The 17,048-nt window shown below is 70.5% G+C and carries 16 protein-coding genes; 9 read left to right on the top strand and 7 right to left on the bottom strand.

The annotated features are described in order from the left end of the window. Positions 1–6: 6 nt before the first annotated feature. Both DK389_RS05265 and DK389_RS05260 read right to left on the bottom strand, forming a co-directional pair. Positions 7–1,344, bottom strand: coding sequence for an HlyD family type I secretion periplasmic adaptor subunit (locus DK389_RS05265; RefSeq protein WP_418292040.1), 1,338 nt, complete (start codon positions 1,342–1,344; stop codon positions 7–9). A 115-nt stretch (positions 1,345–1,459) separates the two neighbouring features. After that, positions 1,460–3,319 (bottom strand): type I secretion system permease/ATPase, encoded by a 1,860-nt coding sequence (locus DK389_RS05260; protein ID WP_109896041.1) that lies wholly within the window; start codon positions 3,317–3,319, stop codon positions 1,460–1,462. Between the two features lie 603 nt (positions 3,320–3,922). On the opposite strand from DK389_RS05260, the gene DK389_RS05255 reads away from it, so the two are divergent. Together DK389_RS05255 and DK389_RS05250 are read left to right on the top strand one after the other, a co-directional pair. Next, on the top strand, positions 3,923–4,570 hold the full coding sequence (locus DK389_RS05255; RefSeq protein WP_109887886.1) for a LuxR C-terminal-related transcriptional regulator: 648 nt from the start codon (positions 3,923–3,925) through the stop codon (positions 4,568–4,570). A gap of 51 nt (positions 4,571–4,621) precedes the next feature. Beyond that, positions 4,622–5,104: a hypothetical protein gene (locus tag DK389_RS05250; protein ID WP_109887884.1), complete on the top strand. Its 483-nt coding sequence runs from the start codon at positions 4,622–4,624 to the stop codon at positions 5,102–5,104. On the opposite strand, the gene DK389_RS05245 is transcribed toward DK389_RS05250, so the two are convergent. After that, a complete protein-coding gene (locus DK389_RS05245; protein ID WP_109887882.1) occupies positions 5,059–5,469 on the bottom strand; it encodes a hypothetical protein in 411 nt (136 codons plus the stop codon). The genes DK389_RS05250 and DK389_RS05245 overlap by 46 nt on opposite strands. A gap of 122 nt (positions 5,470–5,591) precedes the next feature. Between DK389_RS05245 and DK389_RS05240 the strand changes: the two genes are divergently transcribed. The 3 genes from DK389_RS05240 to DK389_RS05230 all read left to right on the top strand — a co-directional run bounded on the left by DK389_RS05240 (position 5,592) and on the right by DK389_RS05230 (position 8,674). Continuing rightward, positions 5,592–6,503 carry a DNA-3-methyladenine glycosylase family protein gene (locus DK389_RS05240; protein ID WP_194075161.1) on the top strand — a complete coding sequence of 304 codons (912 nt, stop codon included), beginning with the start codon at positions 5,592–5,594 and terminating at the stop codon, positions 6,501–6,503. 82 nt (positions 6,504–6,585) lie between these two features. Next, positions 6,586–7,662, top strand: a complete 1,077-nt coding sequence (gene ada, locus DK389_RS05235) for a bifunctional DNA-binding transcriptional regulator/O6-methylguanine-DNA methyltransferase Ada (RefSeq protein ID WP_236960628.1) — start codon at positions 6,586–6,588, stop codon at positions 7,660–7,662. 103 nt (positions 7,663–7,765) lie between these two features. After that, entirely contained in the window at positions 7,766–8,674 is a 909-nt protein-coding gene (locus tag DK389_RS05230) for a DMT family transporter (RefSeq protein WP_109887878.1), read from the top strand. 4 nt (positions 8,675–8,678) lie between these two features. Here DK389_RS05230 and glpK read toward each other — a convergent pair whose 3' ends face one another. Then, positions 8,679–10,184 (bottom strand): glycerol kinase GlpK, encoded by a 1,506-nt coding sequence (glpK, locus tag DK389_RS05225; protein WP_109887876.1) that lies wholly within the window; start codon positions 10,182–10,184, stop codon positions 8,679–8,681. Positions 10,185–10,232: 48 nt separating this feature from the next. Next, a complete protein-coding gene (glpD, locus tag DK389_RS05220; protein WP_109887874.1) occupies positions 10,233–11,741 on the bottom strand; it encodes a glycerol-3-phosphate dehydrogenase in 1,509 nt (502 codons plus the stop codon). 164 nt (positions 11,742–11,905) lie between these two features. On the opposite strand from glpD, the gene DK389_RS05215 reads away from it, so the two are divergent. The 3 genes from DK389_RS05215 (at position 11,906) to DK389_RS05205 (ending at position 14,167) form a co-directional block, all read left to right on the top strand. Then, positions 11,906–12,319, top strand: a complete 414-nt coding sequence (locus DK389_RS05215; protein WP_109887872.1) for a VOC family protein — start codon at positions 11,906–11,908, stop codon at positions 12,317–12,319. Between the two features lie 110 nt (positions 12,320–12,429). After that, positions 12,430–13,632 (top strand): major royal jelly family protein, encoded by a 1,203-nt coding sequence (locus DK389_RS05210; RefSeq protein WP_236960626.1) that lies wholly within the window; start codon positions 12,430–12,432, stop codon positions 13,630–13,632. A gap of 352 nt (positions 13,633–13,984) precedes the next feature. Continuing rightward, complete coding sequence (locus DK389_RS05205; protein ID WP_109887871.1) at positions 13,985–14,167, top strand: hypothetical protein; 183 nt, start codon at positions 13,985–13,987, stop codon at positions 14,165–14,167. A gap of 61 nt (positions 14,168–14,228) precedes the next feature. On the opposite strand, the gene DK389_RS35490 is transcribed toward DK389_RS05205, so the two are convergent. Beyond that, positions 14,229–14,363 (bottom strand): hypothetical protein, encoded by a 135-nt coding sequence (locus DK389_RS35490; RefSeq protein ID WP_257791927.1) that lies wholly within the window; start codon positions 14,361–14,363, stop codon positions 14,229–14,231. Positions 14,364–14,554: 191 nt separating this feature from the next. Here DK389_RS35490 and DK389_RS05195 point away from each other — a divergent pair, with 191 nt between their 5' ends. After that, positions 14,555–15,982, top strand: coding sequence for an FAD-binding oxidoreductase (locus DK389_RS05195; protein WP_109887869.1), 1,428 nt, complete (start codon positions 14,555–14,557; stop codon positions 15,980–15,982). On the opposite strand, the gene DK389_RS05190 is transcribed toward DK389_RS05195, so the two are convergent. Then, complete coding sequence (locus DK389_RS05190) at positions 15,979–16,881, bottom strand: ketopantoate reductase family protein (protein WP_109896035.1); 903 nt, start codon at positions 16,879–16,881, stop codon at positions 15,979–15,981. The two genes, DK389_RS05195 and DK389_RS05190, sit on opposite strands and share 4 nt — an antisense overlap. Positions 16,882–17,048 lie beyond the last annotated feature (167 nt).

Below are 17,048 nucleotides of genomic sequence, written 5' to 3'. Positions count from 1 at the left end.
TCTCGGCTATCGTTCTTTCCAGGCTTTGGCGATCTGGTCGGTGAGGGGCTTGGTGAGGTAGCTGAGCACGGAGCGCTCGCCGAGTTGCATGAAGCTCTCCACCGGCATGCCCGGCACCAGCTTCGAGCCCCCCAGCCGCGCCGTCTGCTCCTCCGGCACCTGGATCCGCGCCACGTAGTAGCTCATCCCCGTCTTCGGATCGCTCGTCACGTCCGCCGAGACCCGGCTCACCACCCCGTCGATCTCCGGCGTCACCCGCTGGTTGAAGGCCGGGAAGCGCAGCACCGCCGCCTGGCCCACCCGCACGTTGTCGATGTCCTGCGGCTGGATCTTCACCTCCACCGCCAGCTGGTCGGCCGACGGCACGATCAGCATCGCCGGCTCGCTCGGCACCACCAGACCCCCGATCGTGTGCACGGCCAGCTGGTGCACCGTCCCGTCCTGGGGCGCGCGCAGGTCGATGCGCTTCAACTGGTCCTCGGCCGCCACCCGCTTCTCCACGAGTTCCGACCAGCGACCCCGGATCTCAGCGAGCTCCTTGCCCACCTCCGTGCGCATGTCCCCGTCCACCTGCAGGATCTGCAGCTCCGTCTCGGTGATCTTGCCCCGCGCCGAGGCCGTCGAGGCGATCAGCTGGCCCCGCTCCCCCTCCAGCCGCGCCGCGTCCCGCTCCAGCGCGGTCACCCGCGAGAACGGCACCAGGTTCTTGGCAAACAGCTCGCGCACCCCTTTCAGCTCCGAGCCGATCAGCCGGATCTCCCGGTCCTTGGCCGCCGCCTGCTCGGTCAGCCCCCTGATCTCCTGGCCGAGCTGCGCCACCCGCTCGCGCAGCTGCGCCTTCTGGCCCTCCCGCGCGGCCACGCGGGCCGCAAACAGCCGCCCCTCGCCCTCGAGCAGGTGCGCCACCGCCGGGTCGGAGGAGCGCGCCAGCAGCTCGGGCCCGAACGTCACGCGGCCCGCCCCGTCCCGCTCCGCCTCGTCGCGGGCGCGGCGCGCGGACAATTCGTCGAGGGCTTTGAGCACGATGTCGAGGTTGGCCCGGGTCTGGGTCTCGTCGAGCCGGATCAGCACGTCGCCGGCCTTGACCCGCTGGCCCTCGCGCACCCGCAGCTCGCCGACCACCCCGCCGGTCGGGTGCTGCACCTTCTTGACGTCCGACTCCACCACGAGCTGGCCCGGCGCGATCACCGCCCCCGAGATCTGGGTGAAGGTCGCCCAGCCGCCGACCCCGACGATCAGGGCCGCCGACAGGCCGATGGCCAGGGCCAGGTGGCGCCGGATCGAGCCGAGCGCGCGCGGGCGCGGCGGGCCGATCAGGCCGGGGGCGGCCAGGCCCGGGCTCATGCTCACCGACATCTCACGATCCCCCGCATCTCAGCCCCACCCATCACGCGCTCGCCCAGCATCCGGCGCTCGCCCAGCATCACGCGCTCGCCCAGCATCACGCGCTCGCCCAGCATCACGCGCTCTCCTGCAGGCCGGCCGGCGGCTGGGCCGGACCGCCCATCGGGCCGCCGCCGGGACCGCCCTGGCCGCTTCCCAGGCCGCTTGCCAGGCCGCTTGCCTGACCGCTGGCCTGACTACCGCCGGGACCGCTTCCAAACCCCATCGCCCGCGGCATCGGCGCCTGTGGCTCGGCCGCCACCGGGGCCGGTGCCGGGCGCAGCACCCGCTTGAACACCTCGTCCTTGGGCCCGAACGCCTGGGCGCGCCCGTCCGCCATCATCAGAACGAGATCCACCGCGGCGAGCGCGCTCGGGCGGTGGGCCACCACCACGCAGATGCCGCCGCGCTGGCGCACCCCCAGGATGGCTTGCGTCAGCGCGTTCTCGCCCTCGTTGTCGAGGTTGGCGTTGGGCTCGTCCAGGATCACCAGGAACGGCTCGCGGTAGAGCGCGCGCGCCAGCCCGACCCGCTGGCGCTGGCCGGCCGAGAGCCCGGCCCCGCCCTCGCCGATGCGGGTGTCGTAGCCCTCGGAGAGCCGCAGGATCAGCTCGTGCACGCCCGCTGCCCGGGCGGCCGCGATCACGTGCTCGGGGTCGGGGCTGACCTCGAAGCGGCTGATGTTCTCCGCGATCGTGCCGGCAAACAGCTCGACCTCCTGGGGCAGGAAGCCGATATGCGGCCCGAGATCGGCGCTCGACCATTGGTCGAGGGCGGCGCCATCCAGCCGGACCTTGCCGCGCACCGGCGGCCAGACGCCGACGAGGGCGCGCACCAGCGAGGACTTGCCCGACGCCGACGGCCCGATCACCCCGAGCCCCTGGCCGGCCTGGAGGGCGAAGGAGAGGTCCTGCACCACGAGGCGGGGCGCGCCGGGAGGGGCGACGCTCACCCCCTCGACCGCCAGCGAGCGGGTGGGCGCGGGCAGGGCGTGGGGCTGGCTGACGGCGGGGATGCGGGCGAGCAGCTCGGAGAGCCGGCCCCAGGCCTGGCGGGCCTGCACGAAGCCCTTCCAGTTGGCGATCGCCAGCTCGGCCGGGGCGAGCGCGCGCGAGACCAGGATCGAGCTCGCGATGATGATGCCGGCGGTGGCCATGTTGTTGATCACCAGCCAGGCGCCGAGCGCCAGCACGCCCGATTGCAGGGCCATGCGGAAGACCTTGGAGCCGGCCCCGAAGCCGCCGGCCACGTCCGAGACGCGCTGCTGGGCCTCCATGTAGTCGCGGTTGGCGCTAGCCCAGCGGGCCCCGACCCGGCCCTGCATGCCCAGCGCGGCCAGCACCTCGGCGTTGCGCCGGCCGGCCTCGGCCAGGCCGTTGCGGCGAAGCCCATGGCCGGTGGCGGCCTGGGCGGGGGTGCGGGTGGAGCGGTCGGTGACGTAGGTGACGAGGGCCAGCACCAGGGCGCCGACGATGGCGGCGACGCCGATCAGGGGATGGAACAGGAAGCAGATGACGAGGTAGATCGGCATCCAGGGCAGGTCGAAGAAGGCGCCGGGCCCGGCGCCCGAGAGGAAGCCGCGCAGGGCATCGAGGTCGCGCAGCGGCAGGAGGCCGTCGCCGGGGGTGGCGCCCTTCAGCGGCGCGCGCACGACGAGGTCGAAGACGCGGGCGGAGAGCGCCTCGTCGAGCGCCGCGCCGACCCGGGCCAGGATGCGCGAGCGGATCATCTCGAGGAGGCCCTGGAAGGCGTAGAGGACCAGCGCCAGGGCCATCAGGCCGACCAGCGTCGGCACCGAGCGGCTCGGGATGACGCGGTCGTAGACCTCCAGCATGAAGAACGAGCCGGTCAGGTAGAGCACGTTGACCAGCCCGCTCATCACACCGACGCCGATGAACGCCGAACGGCACCGGCTCAACGCCGAGACAATCTCCATCGAGTTGCGGTCACTCTTCACGGCGATCGATCCTCCGAAGCCGAGGTTTTGTAGACGGTTCGTACGATGGGAATCCAGCGCAATCTGTCGCTAATCCTACGAACTAATCCCTAATCATCAGTGTCATTTTTGACGTTTAGGGTGAAGCTTAACGGAACATTACTATCCATCGGCCCGAAGTCGCCCGGCGCTGCCGCCATCCGCTTTCCGGGCACGCGCCATGTATTGTCGAGCGGCCTGCACAGGGAGCGCTGAGCTTGGTGTCCGCAAGCATAGCCCGAAAGGCTTATCAACGCCGTGCTCGCGGCAAACCGGTCCAGTTGTCAATGTCATCCAAGACGCAGGCAAAATATCTCAAGATCACATAAAGTTGTACACTAGCGTACGGAAGTCATCATTTGATGCTATGTTAGTGCAAAAGTAACAGCGATAAATGGATTCATCCGCATCTCATGCTTGTCATGCTTGGCGGTACATGGTCCAGCATATCGCTGGAGAGAAAGATATCGAGGTCATTGAATTGACGTGCATTCGCGGCCGATGCGGATGCCGCGCCTGCCGCTCGTGGGCGTGGCGCGGTAACGTTCGCGGAAAGTGACCGGCATGGCCGATCACACCCTCGCTCTCGTCGTCGACACCCATCGCCTGTATCGCGAAGCCTTCGCCGCGCTTCTGCGGCGGGAATGCGGATTCCTGGACGTTCGGGAGACCGGTTCCCTCGACGAGGCGCTTCAGACGCTCGACGAGCGACGGGACTGCGCCTTCGCCGCCTTCGACCTCGCGACGCCCGGTATCGGGACGCCGCTCAGCCTCCGCAGCGTACGCGAGGTTTATCCGGATCTCCGTCTCGCCGCGCTCGCGACCGCCTCGCGGCGCGAGGACATCTTCCTCGCCCTGCGCGCGGGCCTCCACGGCTACGTGCCGAAGACCTTCGAGCCCAGCGAGATCGTCGGCGCGGTGACGCGGATCATGGGCGGCGACCTGTTCGTGCCCAATGCCCTCGTCGCCCTCCCGCTAGCGCCCGAAGCCGTCGGCGAGCCCGGTTCGGAGCGACGGAGCGCGCAGCCCTTCCGGCTGACGCCGCGCCAGCTCGACGTGCTGCACCTGATCCGATCCGGCCTGTCGAACAAGGAGATCGCGAAGGCGCTCGGTCTCACCGAGAACACCGTGAAGGTCCACGCGAACGCCCTCTACCGCGCGCTCGGCGTCCGAGACCGCTCGGGCGCGATGAAATGGGCCGAGACGTCCTGACTTCCGCTCGGCGCCTCCGGCGTCTACCCTCCGCCGAAAGGGAGGTGCCGCATGGTTCAGGCCGCGATTCTCTCGACCGATTCCTCGGGTATGGCAGCCGCGGGCATCCGCCTGCAGCGGCGCGGCCGCAGGTTGGCCGTGCTCGGCCTCGCGCTGGCGGCACCCGCCGCCGTGTTCGCCCTCGGCGGTGACGCTGCGGCGACCGAGCCCGATCTCGCCCGGCTGATCCGCTTCATGGCGCTGCTCAAGGCCGGCTTCGCGCTCGCCGCCCTGGTGGTCGGGCTGTGGCGCATCGCCCGTCCGGCCGCTCCCTGGCGCGAGGCGGTCTACCTCGCGGCGCCCGCCCTGATGCTCGCCGGCGCCGCCGCGCTCTGGCAGATGCAGGCATTCGGTCCCGCGTCGATCGTGCTGCATGCCGGTCTGTTCGGCTTCCTCGCCGCGGCGCTAACCGACCCGGATTTCTTTCCGTCCGGCCTGCGCCGGATCGGTCAGGCTGCCGGAGGCGGTGAGCGCAGGCTCTCGCCGACGGAGTGAAGGGCGCTCGCGCAGGCGATCGCCTGGTCGACCGAGAAGCGCAGGACGAGCTGCGCCCCGCCGAGCAGATGCGCGACCATCACGGGAAGGCGCGAGGCGCTGAGGCTGCCCGTCTGCCAGCCGATGACCGGCAGGTGAGCCGGCTCGATCGCCTCTCCCTGCTTCGGGCGCGGATGGCCGGGCGAGCAGATCGCGCTCGCGGCGAGCAGCGAGAGGCCGAGATGGGCTGCCTGCTCCGGCGCGATGTCCACCGGGATCGACCGTCCTCCGATCTGAACCCGGATTCGTGGGTTGTTCGGCCCCATCTCGACCTTGAAACTCACGCCGGGCGGTGTTCCGCTCTCGCTCACGATACCGTACCCCACAGGCCTCTCCGGCTTGTGCCACGTGCACCCGCGTCGCGTCGACTCTCGGACGGGCTCCGTCCGGTTTCCGAGATTCGCCGCTCCCAACGTTGCGGTCGAGCGCGCGCGCAGGACCGATGCCGATGATGGACGACGGCCATCGCGCCACGCTTCCCGTCAACGCCCCGTACGACTGGGCGGCCCTCGTCGCCTTCCTCGCCGCGAGAGCGATCCCCGGCGTCGAGGTCGTGGAGGCGGACCGCTATCGCCGCACTCTGTGCCGCGGCGGCCGGCACGGCGCGGTGACGATCGAGCCCGGCGAGAGCGAGCTTCGCGTGTTCCTCGACCTCCCGGACCGGGATGGTCGCGCCGCGATCCTCGCCCGCCTCGCCGCCCTGTTCGACACGCTCGCCGATCCCGGTCCGATCGCGGCACGCCTCGCGGTCGACCCGGCACTCGCCCCGCTGGTGAAGGCTCGGCCGGGATTGCGCGTTCCGGGGGCCTTCGACGGGTTCGAGATGGCGGTTCGGGCCATCCTCGGCCAGCAAGTCTCGGTCGCGGCCGCGACCGGTCTCGCCGGCAGGCTCGTCGCCGCCTTTGGAACGCCGCTGGCGTCGGCGGTCGCCACCCGAGCGGTGGGTCTCACACATCTCTTTCCGAATCCGGAGGTGCTCGCGGGGGCGGATGTCGCTGCCGCTCTCAACATGCCGCGGGCCCGCGGCCGCGCGATCTCGGCCCTCGCGGCGGCCGTGCTGCGGGAGCCCGATCTGTTCGCCGAGGGGCAGGGGCTGGAGGCGGCTCTGGCGCGGCTGACGGCGCTGCCCGGGATCGGCCCGTGGACGGCGCAGTACATCGCGATGCGGGCCCTGCGCGAGCCCGATGCCTTGCCGGTCGGCGACATCGGGCTGCTGCGGGCCCTCGATCGAGGGCGGGGACGCCCGTCGCCTGCCGCGTTGCTCGCCCAGGCGGAGGGCTGGCGGCCGTGGCGGGCCTATGCAGCGCTTCATCTCTGGACCGGGGATGCCGCGCGGATTGCCGAGCAAGGGGCGGGATGAAACACCGAAGCGGATCGGCGATCGTGGGATGGTCCCGGCGCGCTCCGTTGCGCGCCGCCTCCCTTTCGCGGAAGGATGCGCGATGCTGATGGCCGAAGCCGAGCGGATGATCGTCACCGAGGAGGCCGCGCGCTGGGCCGCTCTCGAAAGGCGCGACCCGGACGCGGACGGACACTTCGTCTATTCCGTCCGCACGACCGGCATCTACTGCCGCCCGAGTTGCCGGGCACGGCGGGCGAACCCAGAGAACATCGCCTTCCACATCTCCTGCGCGGCGGCGGAGGCCGCGGGCTTCCGTGCGTGCCGGCGCTGCCGTCCGAACGAGCCGTCCCGGCAGGCGCGACAGGCGGAGGCCGTGGCCCGCGCCTGCCGAATGATCGAAGCCTCGGAGAGCGCGCCGCCGCTCGCCGACCTCGCACGCGCCGCCGGGATGAGCGCGCACTACTTTCACAGGGTCTTCCGGATGATCGCTGGCGTCACGCCGGCGGCCTTCGCCGAGGCGCGCCGGGCCGCCCGCGTCGCGGACGGCCTGCAGCGGGCCGGCAGCGTGACGGAAGCCGTCTACGAGGCCGGCTACAACTCGGCGAGCCGCTTCTACGCCGGCGCGGGCGCACGCCTCGGGATGAGCCCGCGGGCCTACCGGGCGGGCGGCACCGGCGCCGCCATCCGCTTCGCGGCGACCACCTGCTACCTCGGTGTCATCCTGGTGGCGACGACCGAGCGCGGCATCTGCGCGATCCTCCTCGGAGACGCGCCGGACGAACTGGTGCAGGATCTCCGCCGACGCTTCCCCAAGGCCGACATCCAGGAGGGCGATCCTGATTTCGAGCGGCTGATCGCGCAGGTCGTCGCCTTCGTCGAAGCGCCGGCAACGAGCCTCGACCTGCCGCTCGACATCGGCGGAACCGCATTCCAGCAGCGGGTCTGGGAGGCCCTGCGCAAGATCCCGCCCGGCGCCACGGCGAGCTATGCCGAGATCGCCCGCGCCATCGGGGAGCCCGCCGCGGTGCGGGCGGTGGCGCAGGCCTGCGGCGCGAACGGCATCGCGGTCGCGATCCCCTGCCACCGGGTGGTGCGCTCCGACGGCGCCCTGTCCGGATACCGCTTCGGCGTCGAGCGCAAGCGGCGCCTGCTCGCACGCGAGAGCGGCGAGGGCTGAGGGTCTGCCGGAACGGGAGCTGCCCTGCGCCAGGATGCCTGTTCCGCCGGCTACCGATCCCCTAACAGACCGCAGCGCCCGCCACCGCGAGACCCCCTCGGAGATGTCACCGTCCTCCACCGCCGCCGGCCGCAAGGCCTACGCGCTCCTCACCCTGACGGCCCTCCTCTGGGCGGGCAACGCGGCGGCGGGAAAGATGGCGGTGGGCGAAGTCTCGCCGCAGGCGCTGACCTGCCTGCGCTGGGCGGTGGCCTGCGCGGTGCTCGCGGTGATCGCGCGGCGGCCCCTGCTCGCGGAGTGGGACCGGCTCGTGCCGAGCTGGCGCCGAGTGCTCGCGATGGGTGCCTGCGGCTACACGCTCTACGCGAGCCTGTTCTACGCGGCCGGCACCCTCACGAGCGGCGTCAACCTCGCCCTGCTGCAGGGCGCGATCCCCGTCCTCGTCATCCTCCTCAACGTCGCGTTCTACCGCCGGGCGGTGAGTTCGGGGCAGGCGATCGGCGTCGCGATTACGTTGTTCGGGGCGGCGGTCGCGGCGAGTCACGGCGACTGGCGGGTGCTCGCGACGCTCGCCTTCAACGGCGGCGACCTGCTGATGCTCGCGGCCTGCGTGCTCTATGCCGGCTACACCGTGGCGCTTCCCTCCCGCCCCAAGGTCTCGGCGCTGACCTTCTTCACGGCGATGGCGGCGGCGGCCCTCGTCACCTCCCTGCCGCTCCTCGCGGCGGAATGGGCTACCGGCCACCTGATCTGGCCGACGCCGAAGGGCTGGCTCATCGTTGCCTTCGTGGGCCTCGGGCCCTCGCTCACGGCGCAGCTCTTCTTCATGCGGGGCGTCGAGCTGATCGGCCCGAACCGGGCCGGGCTGTTCGTCAATCTCGTCCCGGTCTTCGGAGCGGGGCTCGCCGTCCTCCTCGTCGGCGAGCCATTCGGCTGGAACGACGCGCTGGCGCTGGGCCTCGTCCTCGGCGGTATCGTCGTGGCGGAGCGTCTCGGGCGCAGGCCGGCCTGAGGCCTCAGGCCTCCGGCTCGGCCCAGTCGAAGGAGCGCTTCACGGCCCGGCTCCAGCCCGCGTAAAGCCATTCGCGCGGTCCCGCCGCCATGCCGGGTTCCCAGCGGCGGTCGACGCCCCAATTGGCGACAAGGTCGTCGAGGCTGTTCCAGTACCCGGTGGCGAGGCCGGCAGCGTAGGCGGCGCCGAGGGCCGTGGTCTCGGTCACCTTCGGGCGCACCACCGCCACGTCGAGGATGTCGGCCTGGAACTGCATGAGCAGGTCGTTCCCGACCATGCCGCCGTCGGTGCGCAACTCCCGGATGTCGATGCCAGAATCCTCGACCATCGCCTCGACCACCTCGCGGGTCTGGAAGGCGGTGGCCTCCAACGCCGCGCGGGCGATGTGACCGCGGTTGGCATAGCGCGTCAGCCCGATGATCAGGCCGCGGGCGCTCTCGCACCAGTGCGGCGCGTAGAGCCCTGAGAAGGCGGGCACGAAGTAGAGGCCGCCGTTGTCCGCGACGCCGGCGGCGAGGCTCTCGATCTCGGCGCTGTCGCGGATCAGGCCCAGGTTGTCGCGCAGCCATTGCACGAGGGCGCCGGTGATCGCGATCGACCCTTCGAGGGCGTAGACGGGCGCCTGCCCGTCGAGCCGGTAGCCCACCGTCGTCACGAGGCCGCAGGTCGAGGGGACGGGCTCCGCCCCGGTATTCATGAGGAGGAAGCAGCCCGTCCCGTAGGTGTTCTTGGCCTCGCCCGCCCGGAAGCAGGTCTGCCCGAACAGGGCGGCCTGCTGATCGCCCAGGATGCCGGCGATGGGGACGCCCGGAAACGGGGCGCGCGTCTCGCCGTAGACCTCGCTCGACGAGACGATGCGCGGCAGGATCGCCTCCGGGACACCGAGGCTGCGGCAGAGGTCCGGGTCCCAGGTGAGGTCGGCGAGCGACATCAGCAGCGTGCGGCTCGCGTTCGTCACGTCGGTGACGTGGAGGCCGCCCTCCGGCCCACCGGTAAGGTTCCAGACGAGCCAGGTGTCGACGTTCCCGAACAGGATCTCACCGGCGTCGGCTCGAGCGCGGGCGCCGTCCACGTGGTCAAGGAGCCACGCGAGCTTGAGGCCGGAGAAGTAGCTCGCGAGCGGCAGGCCGGTCTGGGCTCGGAACCGGTCCCGCCCGCCCTCGCGGGCGAGGCTCGCGACCAGCGGCTCGACCCGCGTGTCCTGCCAGACGAGCGCGTTGTGCAATGGCTCGCCCGTGCGGCGGTCCCAGAGGAGTGTCGTCTCGCGCTGGTTGGTAATGCCGATCGAGAGGAGGTCCGTCGGGGTCAGGCCGGCGGCGTCCAGGGCTTCGCGCATCACGGCTTGCGTGTTCGCCCAGATCTCCTTCGGGCAGTGCTCGACATGGCCGGGCTTCGGGTAGATCTGCGTGTGCTCCCGCTGCGCGCAGGCGATCATCTCGCCCTCGCGGTCGAACACGATGAAGCGGGTGCTGGTGGTGCCCTGGTCGATGGCGCCGACATAGCGCGTCATGGCTGCTTCCTCCCTTCGGCGCGTCGTCCCGGCGCCGGACCGTTGATCTCAGGCGGCGGCCTCCGCGCGGGCGAGGTGGCGTTCGAGCCGGGCAACGCCCTCGGCGCTCGTGCGCAGCCCGAGCTTGGTGCGGCGCCAGAGGATGTCGTCGGCCGTACGGGCCCATTCCTCCCGTTTCAGATAGGCGATCTCGGCCGCCGTGAGGCCCGCCTCGAAGGTCTCGCCGAGATCGTCGAGGCCGTGCGCTCCGGAGAGGACGCGCTCCGCGCGCGTGCCGTAGGCGCGGGCGAGGCGCAGGGCCATCTCGGGCGGCAGGAAGGGGTGGTCGGCCGAGAAGCGGGCGCGGAAGGTCGCGAAATCGGTCCCTGCAAGGTCGCCGCCGGGCAGGGGGGCGGCTCCCGTCCAGGCCGGCCCGAGACCCGGAAAATGAGACTTCAGCTTCTCCAGCGCGTGCTCCGCGAGCCGTCGGTAGGTCGTGATCTTGCCGCCGAAGACCGAGAGTACGGGGGCCGTGCCCGCCTCGCCGGCGAGGTCGAGCACGTAATCCCGAGTCACCGAGGAGGCGTTCAGGGCGTCGTCGTCGTAGAGCGGGCGCACGCCCGAATAGCTCCAGACCACGTCGGCGGGGCTGATCGCCCGCGCGAAGGAGCGGTTGATGCAAGCGCAGAGATAGTCCGTCTCCTCGGGCGAGATCGCTACGGGGCCGGGGGCGCCCGCATAGGCGATGTCCGTGGTGCCGATCAGCGTGAAATCGCGCTCGTAGGGGATCGCGAAGATGATGCGCCGGTCCGGCTGCTGCAGGATGTAGGCCTGTTCCCCCGCGTAGAGCCGCCGGACGACGATGTGGCTGCCCTTCACGAGCCGAAGCGACGCGCGGGCGTCGAGGCCGAGCCTGGCGCCGAGGATGTCGGCGACCCAGGGGCCGGCGGCATTCACGATTGCCCGCGCGCGGACGCTCTCGCCGAGGCCCGTCGCCTGATCGCGCAAGCGCACCGTCCAGGTTCCACCTCCCCGACGCGCATCCTCCACGCGGGTGCGGGTCCGGATCCGGGCGCCGCGATCGGCCGCGTCGCGGGCGTTGAGGACGACGAGCCGGCTGTCCTCGACCCAGCAATCCGAATAGGCGAAGCCTCGTGTCAGCCGCGGCTGCAAGGGCGCGCCGAGGTCGGACTCGCGCAATCGCACGCTCGCGGATCCGGGCAGCGCCCGCAGCTGCGTCAGGTGGTCGTAGAGGAAGAGGCCGAGCCGTAGCATCCAGGCGGGGCGCAGGCCCTCGTCGTGGGGCAGCACGAAGCGCAGCGGCCAGATGATGTGCGGCGCGAGCCGGAGCAGGCGCTCGCGCTCGGCTAGGGCCTCACGCACCAGCCGGAACTCGTACTGTTCCAGGTAGCGGAGCCCGCCGTGGATCAGCTTGGTGCTCGACGAGGAGGTGGCTTGCGCGAGGTCGCCCTGTTCGCACAGCATCACCCGCAGGCCGCGGCCCGCGGCATCCCGGGCGATGCCTGTGCCGTTGATGCCCCCTCCGATGATGAGAAGGTCGACGCCGTCCTGATCCAATCCCGATCCCCGACTTCGCGGCGCATCGCAGATCTGCGCGTGGCCAAGATAGCCAACGCGCTGGCGGACGGGCAGTCGCCCGGCGCATTCGGAAGCCTGTGGGAAAAATGACGCTGGCCCGACGGTTAACCGACCGAGGGGTCGCAGCGCAGGAGGGCTCGCGTATGCCGGCACTGAGTGGCGTTCTGGAAACCGTGCTCTACGTCACGGACCTCGACCGCGCCGACGCCTTCTATGGCGGGGTGATGAACCTTCCCTGCCTGCACAGCGATGCCCGGATGCGCGGTTACGACGTGGCGGGCCGGGGCGTCCTGCTGCTGTTTCCGCGCGGCGGCTCGCTGCACCCAATCGAGACGCCCGGCGGCACAATCCCACCGCACGACGGCAGCGGGCCGCACCACGTCGCCTTCTCGATCGCCGCGGACGCTTTGCCCGCCTGGGAGGGCCACCTCGCGGAGACGGGCATCGCGATCGAGGGCCGCACGCACTGGCCGCGGGGCGGCACCAGCCTCTATTTCCGCGATCCGGACGGGCACCTCCTGGAACTCGCGACGCCGGGCCTCTGGAAAGGCTACTGATCAGCGGCCGGCCTCGCGCCGTGACGCCGCGCCTGCCGGCGGGAGCTTGGCCGGATACGGCTGCGTTGGCCCTCGGACGGATGTCCCGTTTCCCGAGAGGTCGCCCCAGCATGATGAGAGTTTTCTGCGCCCGCACCGGGCTGGCCGCATTGCTTCTGGCCGGCGCGGCGCCGCTGGGCCTGCCCGCGCGGGCCGAGACCTCGACGACCGGTCAGGTCCAGCTGACGAAGGTCGCGACCTTCGAGCATCAGGTGACCGGCGTGACCGTGTCGCGGGACGGCCGGATCTTCATCAATTTCCCGCGCTGGAGCGAGGATGCGCCGGTCTCCGTCGCCGAACTGAAGGATGGCAAGCCCGTGCCATACCCGGACGAGGCCTGGAATGCCTGGCGCAACGCGAAGGCCGACGAGATCTCGCCGAAGGACCATTTCGTCTGCGTGCAGAGCGTTGTCGCCGACGGGCAGGACCGGCTCTGGGTGGTGGATGCGGCCGCCCCCGCGATGGCGAACGTCATCAAGGACGGTCCGAAGCTCGTCGGCATCGATCTGAAGACGAACCGGGTCGTCAGAACGATCCCGTTCGACACCGGCACCGTGCTCCAGGCCTCCTACCTCAACGACGTCCGCATCGCGCCGGACGGCAAGACGGCCTACCTCACGGATTCCGGCGCCGAGGGTGCGCTGATCGTCGTCGACATCGACTCGGGCAAGGCCAGGAGAATTCTGTCCGGAGACCCTTCCACGATGCCGGACAAGAGCGTCACCGTGACCTACGACGGCAAGCCCCTGCGGCGGCCGGACGGGCGTGGCGTCACCTTCTCGGCCGATGGAATCGCCCTATCGAAGGATGGCGGGACGCTCTACTGGCAGGCGATCAAGGGCAAGACGCTCTACAGCCTGCCGACCGATGCACTGACCGGCTGGGCCACCGCCTCGCTGGTGCCGGAAACACTGACGGACAGGAACCTGTCGGGCAAGATCAAGACGGTGGGTGAGAACGGCGTCGCCGACGGCCTGCTGATCGCGCGCCGCGACGGGCGTATGTACGTGACCTCGCCTCAGGACAACGCTGTGAAGGTGCGCGATCTCGCGAATGGACAGGCCGGTCTGACGACGCTCGTGCAGGATTCGCGGCTGCGTTGGCCGGACACGTTCAGCGAGGGGCCGGACGGGACCATCTACGTCACGACATCGCACATTCAGGACTCAGCCGACTACAAGCGCGACGCCCCCATCAGGTTGCCGACCGAGCTCTGGAGCTTCAGGGCTGGAACGCCGGAGGCCACCGGATCAACGGCACCTCCGGCCCGCTGAGATCTGGGCGAGGCCCGGCTTTGCGTGCAGAGATGCAATTCTTGGTTGAGCGATCGCGCGGCTTGGTCCGGGAGATTCGTTAACGCCCGAGCCGGGTCTCGCCGGCACTCCTGACGGCAAGACCCGTCATGTGCGGGTAGCGCCGCCCGGTTTCCGCACGGGTGCCAAGCGGCAACCCCGATGGCGCTTGGCATGCCGACCGTTCGGCGATGCGTCGGCCGCGCGGCCGAGCGTGTACCGGTGAGCGGCCTTCGGGGACTCGGGCGACGACGGGGGCACCCTCTCCATGCATTCTCGCGGAACGCCGTCGGGGCCCCGCGGTTAGCCTACCACAACCAGAAAGCGAGATCGCATGACAACGAAACCTCCCCCCGTCCCGCCCGCCAACCAGTCCCACAAGGGGCCCGGCAGCGCGACCGAAGCTCCGCGATCGCAGGGTCAAGGTTCCGCGCAGACCAAGGATCCGGACAAGGTCGGTCAGTCGGGCAATTCGAAGGTCAACACGACCCATCAGGGCTATCAGCAGGACCGTTGATGAACACGTCGCAGAAGAATCCAAATGCCGACCGCCATCATGGCGGCCCAGGTAGCAGCCATCAGGACCGTACGGAACCCCAGCCGGAGGAGCGGCGCGGTCCCGTGCCGGGAAGCCCGACCAACACCTCGAAATCCGGCGTCTCGGGGGCGGCGGCGAGCGAGACGCCCATCACCGGCACAGCAGCATGGGCCACGCACCCGACCGCACGGACCGCTCGCACTGACCGGCCCTGGCCGATCGGGATGGTTGCGATCGGCAGCCGTCCCGGCGGCGGACGTCGGGCCCCCCATTTCGAGCTTCCTCGGACAGGCTCTTCCACGAATGGCCCCGGTTCGGTATCGCCTGCCGGCGTCATCGTTCTCCGTACCGAGGGACTAGATCCGAATGACCGGGGATGCGCCGCCCGAACCCTTCCCCGCGCGACGGCGACCGGATGCCGGCATCGTTGCAGCCGTCGTCGATGCACTGCGGGCGCACTTCGGCCCGCGTCTGTCGACCGGCCATGCGCTGCGCGAGCAGCATGCCAGCACACTCACCTGGGTGCCGAGCCAGCCGCCCGACGCAGTGGTCTTCCCACACGACACCGATGAGGTGCGCAACGTCGTCAAGCTCTGCGCCGAGCACGGGGTCCCGGTCATCCCCTTCGGCACGGGCTCGTCCCTCGAAGGTCACGTGAATGCCCCTTACGGTGGCATCTCCGTCGATCTCTCGGCCATGAACCGGATCCTCGCCGTCCACCCAGAGGATCTCGACGTCGTGGTGCAGGCCGGTGTCACCCGCAAGATGCTCAACGAGCACCTGCGCGATCAGGGGCTGTTCTTCCCGATCGATCCGGGGGCCGACGCGTCGCTCGGCGGCATGGCAGCCACGCGCGCATCGGGCACCAATGCCGTCCGCTACGGCACGATGCGCGATGCGGTCCTGGCGCTCACGGCCGTTCTGCCGAATGGGGATGTCGTCCGCACCGCGCAACGCGCCCGTAAGAGCTCGGCCGGCTACGACCTCACCCGGCTGCTCGTGGGATCCGAGGGGACCCTCGGCATCATCACCGAGCTTACCCTGCGCCTCAGCGGCATTCCGGAGGCGATCGCCGCTGGCCTCTGCCCGTTCCCGAGCATCGAAGCGGCCTGCGACGCGACGATCCTGACGATCCAGTCCGGACTGCCGATCGCGCGGATCGAACTGCTCGACGAGGTTCAGGTTCGGGCCTGCAACGCCTATTCCCGGCTGGCGCTGCCCGAGACGCCGCTGCTCCTCGTGGAATTCCACGGCTCGGACGCGTCGGTTCGCGAGCAGTCGGAGCGGTTCGGCGAGATCGCGGACGAACACGGCGGAGGGCCGTTCCGGTGGGCGACTGAGGCCAAGGAGCGCACCCGCCTGTGGCAGGCCCGCCACGACGCCTACTGGGCGGCGATGAGCCTGCGCCCCGGTGCGAAGGCCATCTCGACCGACGTCTGCGTCCCGATCTCGCGGCTCGCCGAGTGCGTCCAGGCAGCGAAGCGCGACATCCTGGAAAGCGGTCTGGTCGCGCCCATCGTCGGGCATGTGGGGGACGGAAATTTCCACTGCCTGCTGCTTGTCGATCCCGATCTTCCCGAGGAGGTTGCACGGGCGACCGGATTCATCGATCGCGTAGTCGGCCACGCGCTCGCTCTCGAGGGCACCTGCAGCGGCGAGCACGGCATCGGGCAGAAGAAGATGCGCTACATGGCGGAGGAGCACGCGCCCGCCACGCTCGCGCTGATGCGCAGCCTGAAGCGGGCGATCGATCCCCGCGGGATCATGAACCCGGGCAAGCTCCTCGACCTTTAGAGGGTCGCGGACCCCTTCGCCTCCACCAGCTTGACGAGGGTGTGGAGGACCCGGTTCGCGGGCGTCGCGATGCGGAGCTCCTCGCCCCTACGGACGATGTAGCCGTTGAGGTGGTCGATCTCGCTCGCCCGACCGCGCGCGAGATCCTGCGCCGTCGACGAGAATTGTCGCGGCATCGCGTCAGCGAGGGCCAGCACCGTTGCGCCGATATCCTCCGGCAGGTGGATTCCCGTGGCTCGGGCGACCGCGGTGCACTCGGCCACAACGTCGCTCATCACCTCGGCGATCCCCGCCGTCCGCATCATCTGCCCGTAGGATTGCTCCGCGATGGCGGAGAGCGCGTTGTAGGCGCAGTTGATGACGAGCTTGCTCCACAGGGCGGTGAGCGTGTTCTCTGAGACGTCGGTCGGGATGCCGGCCGCGCGGAAGGCCACCGCGATGCGCTCACTGGCCGGCGAGGGGCCGACGATCAGTTCTCCGCGGCCGTGGTGCCGGACATGTCCGGGTCCGGCCATCTCGGTGGCGACGTAGACGGCGGCTGGGATCACGTCGCGGCTGAGCAGACCCGTGAGCCGCTCGGCATTGTCGACGCCGTTCTGCAGGCTGAGGATCGTGGCCTGCGGCGACAGATGGGGAGCAATCTCCCGGCCGACGGCCTCCGTGTCGCCGGACTTGACGCAGAACAGTACGACGTCAGCGCCGGACACGCCCGCGGCCGCCGTCGTGGCGGAGAGGTCCACGAAGGCGCGAAGGGAGTTGGTTTCCAGGAGCAGCCCCCGCTCGCGGATCGCATCGACATGCGCGGGCCGCCCGACCAGGGTCACCGCCTCGCCGGCGCGCGCCAGCAGGGCGCCGAAATAGCTGCCGACTGCCCCCGCACCCATGACGGCGATCTTCATCACGCGCAGCTCCGCTCGGAACATGCCAATCCCGGCCCGCTCAGGTGGGCCGCCAGTGCCGAGGTTGCCAGCCTCTCCGCCGGATTTCGTAAGTGGGCTGGCTCATACGTCGCGGGAGGGCGGCTCGCCACGTCAAGCTCATGGGGCGGGCCGCAGATCTCCTCGGG

This window comes from Methylobacterium durans (assembly GCF_003173715.1).
GTDB lineage: Bacteria > Pseudomonadota > Alphaproteobacteria > Rhizobiales > Beijerinckiaceae > Methylobacterium > Methylobacterium durans.
Note: the sequence above shows the minus strand (reverse complement) of the source record. Positions and strands in the feature narration are given on the sequence as shown.

Excerpts from the sequence above, each read along its gene's own strand:
- DK389_RS05265 (WP_418292040.1), bottom strand. The coding sequence starts at position 1,344 with ATGAGCCCGGGCCTGGCCGCCCCCGGCCTGATCGGCCCGCCGCGCCCG.
- DK389_RS05260 (WP_109896041.1), bottom strand. The coding sequence starts at position 3,319 with ATGGAGATTGTCTCGGCGTTGAGCCGGTGCCGTTCGGCGTTCATCGGC.
- DK389_RS05255 (WP_109887886.1), top strand. The coding sequence starts at position 3,923 with ATGGCCGATCACACCCTCGCTCTCGTCGTCGACACCCATCGCCTGTAT.
- DK389_RS05250 (WP_109887884.1), top strand. The coding sequence starts at position 4,622 with ATGGTTCAGGCCGCGATTCTCTCGACCGATTCCTCGGGTATGGCAGCC.
- DK389_RS05240 (WP_194075161.1), top strand. The coding sequence starts at position 5,592 with ATGATGGACGACGGCCATCGCGCCACGCTTCCCGTCAACGCCCCGTAC.
- ada (WP_236960628.1), top strand. The coding sequence starts at position 6,586 with ATGCTGATGGCCGAAGCCGAGCGGATGATCGTCACCGAGGAGGCCGCG.
- DK389_RS05230 (WP_109887878.1), top strand. The coding sequence starts at position 7,766 with ATGTCACCGTCCTCCACCGCCGCCGGCCGCAAGGCCTACGCGCTCCTC.
- glpK (WP_109887876.1), bottom strand. The coding sequence starts at position 10,184 with ATGACGCGCTATGTCGGCGCCATCGACCAGGGCACCACCAGCACCCGC.
- DK389_RS05215 (WP_109887872.1), top strand. The coding sequence starts at position 11,906 with ATGCCGGCACTGAGTGGCGTTCTGGAAACCGTGCTCTACGTCACGGAC.
- DK389_RS05210 (WP_236960626.1), top strand. The coding sequence starts at position 12,430 with ATGATGAGAGTTTTCTGCGCCCGCACCGGGCTGGCCGCATTGCTTCTG.
- DK389_RS05205 (WP_109887871.1), top strand. The coding sequence starts at position 13,985 with ATGACAACGAAACCTCCCCCCGTCCCGCCCGCCAACCAGTCCCACAAG.
- DK389_RS05195 (WP_109887869.1), top strand. The coding sequence starts at position 14,555 with ATGACCGGGGATGCGCCGCCCGAACCCTTCCCCGCGCGACGGCGACCG.
- DK389_RS05190 (WP_109896035.1), bottom strand. The coding sequence starts at position 16,881 with ATGAAGATCGCCGTCATGGGTGCGGGGGCAGTCGGCAGCTATTTCGGC.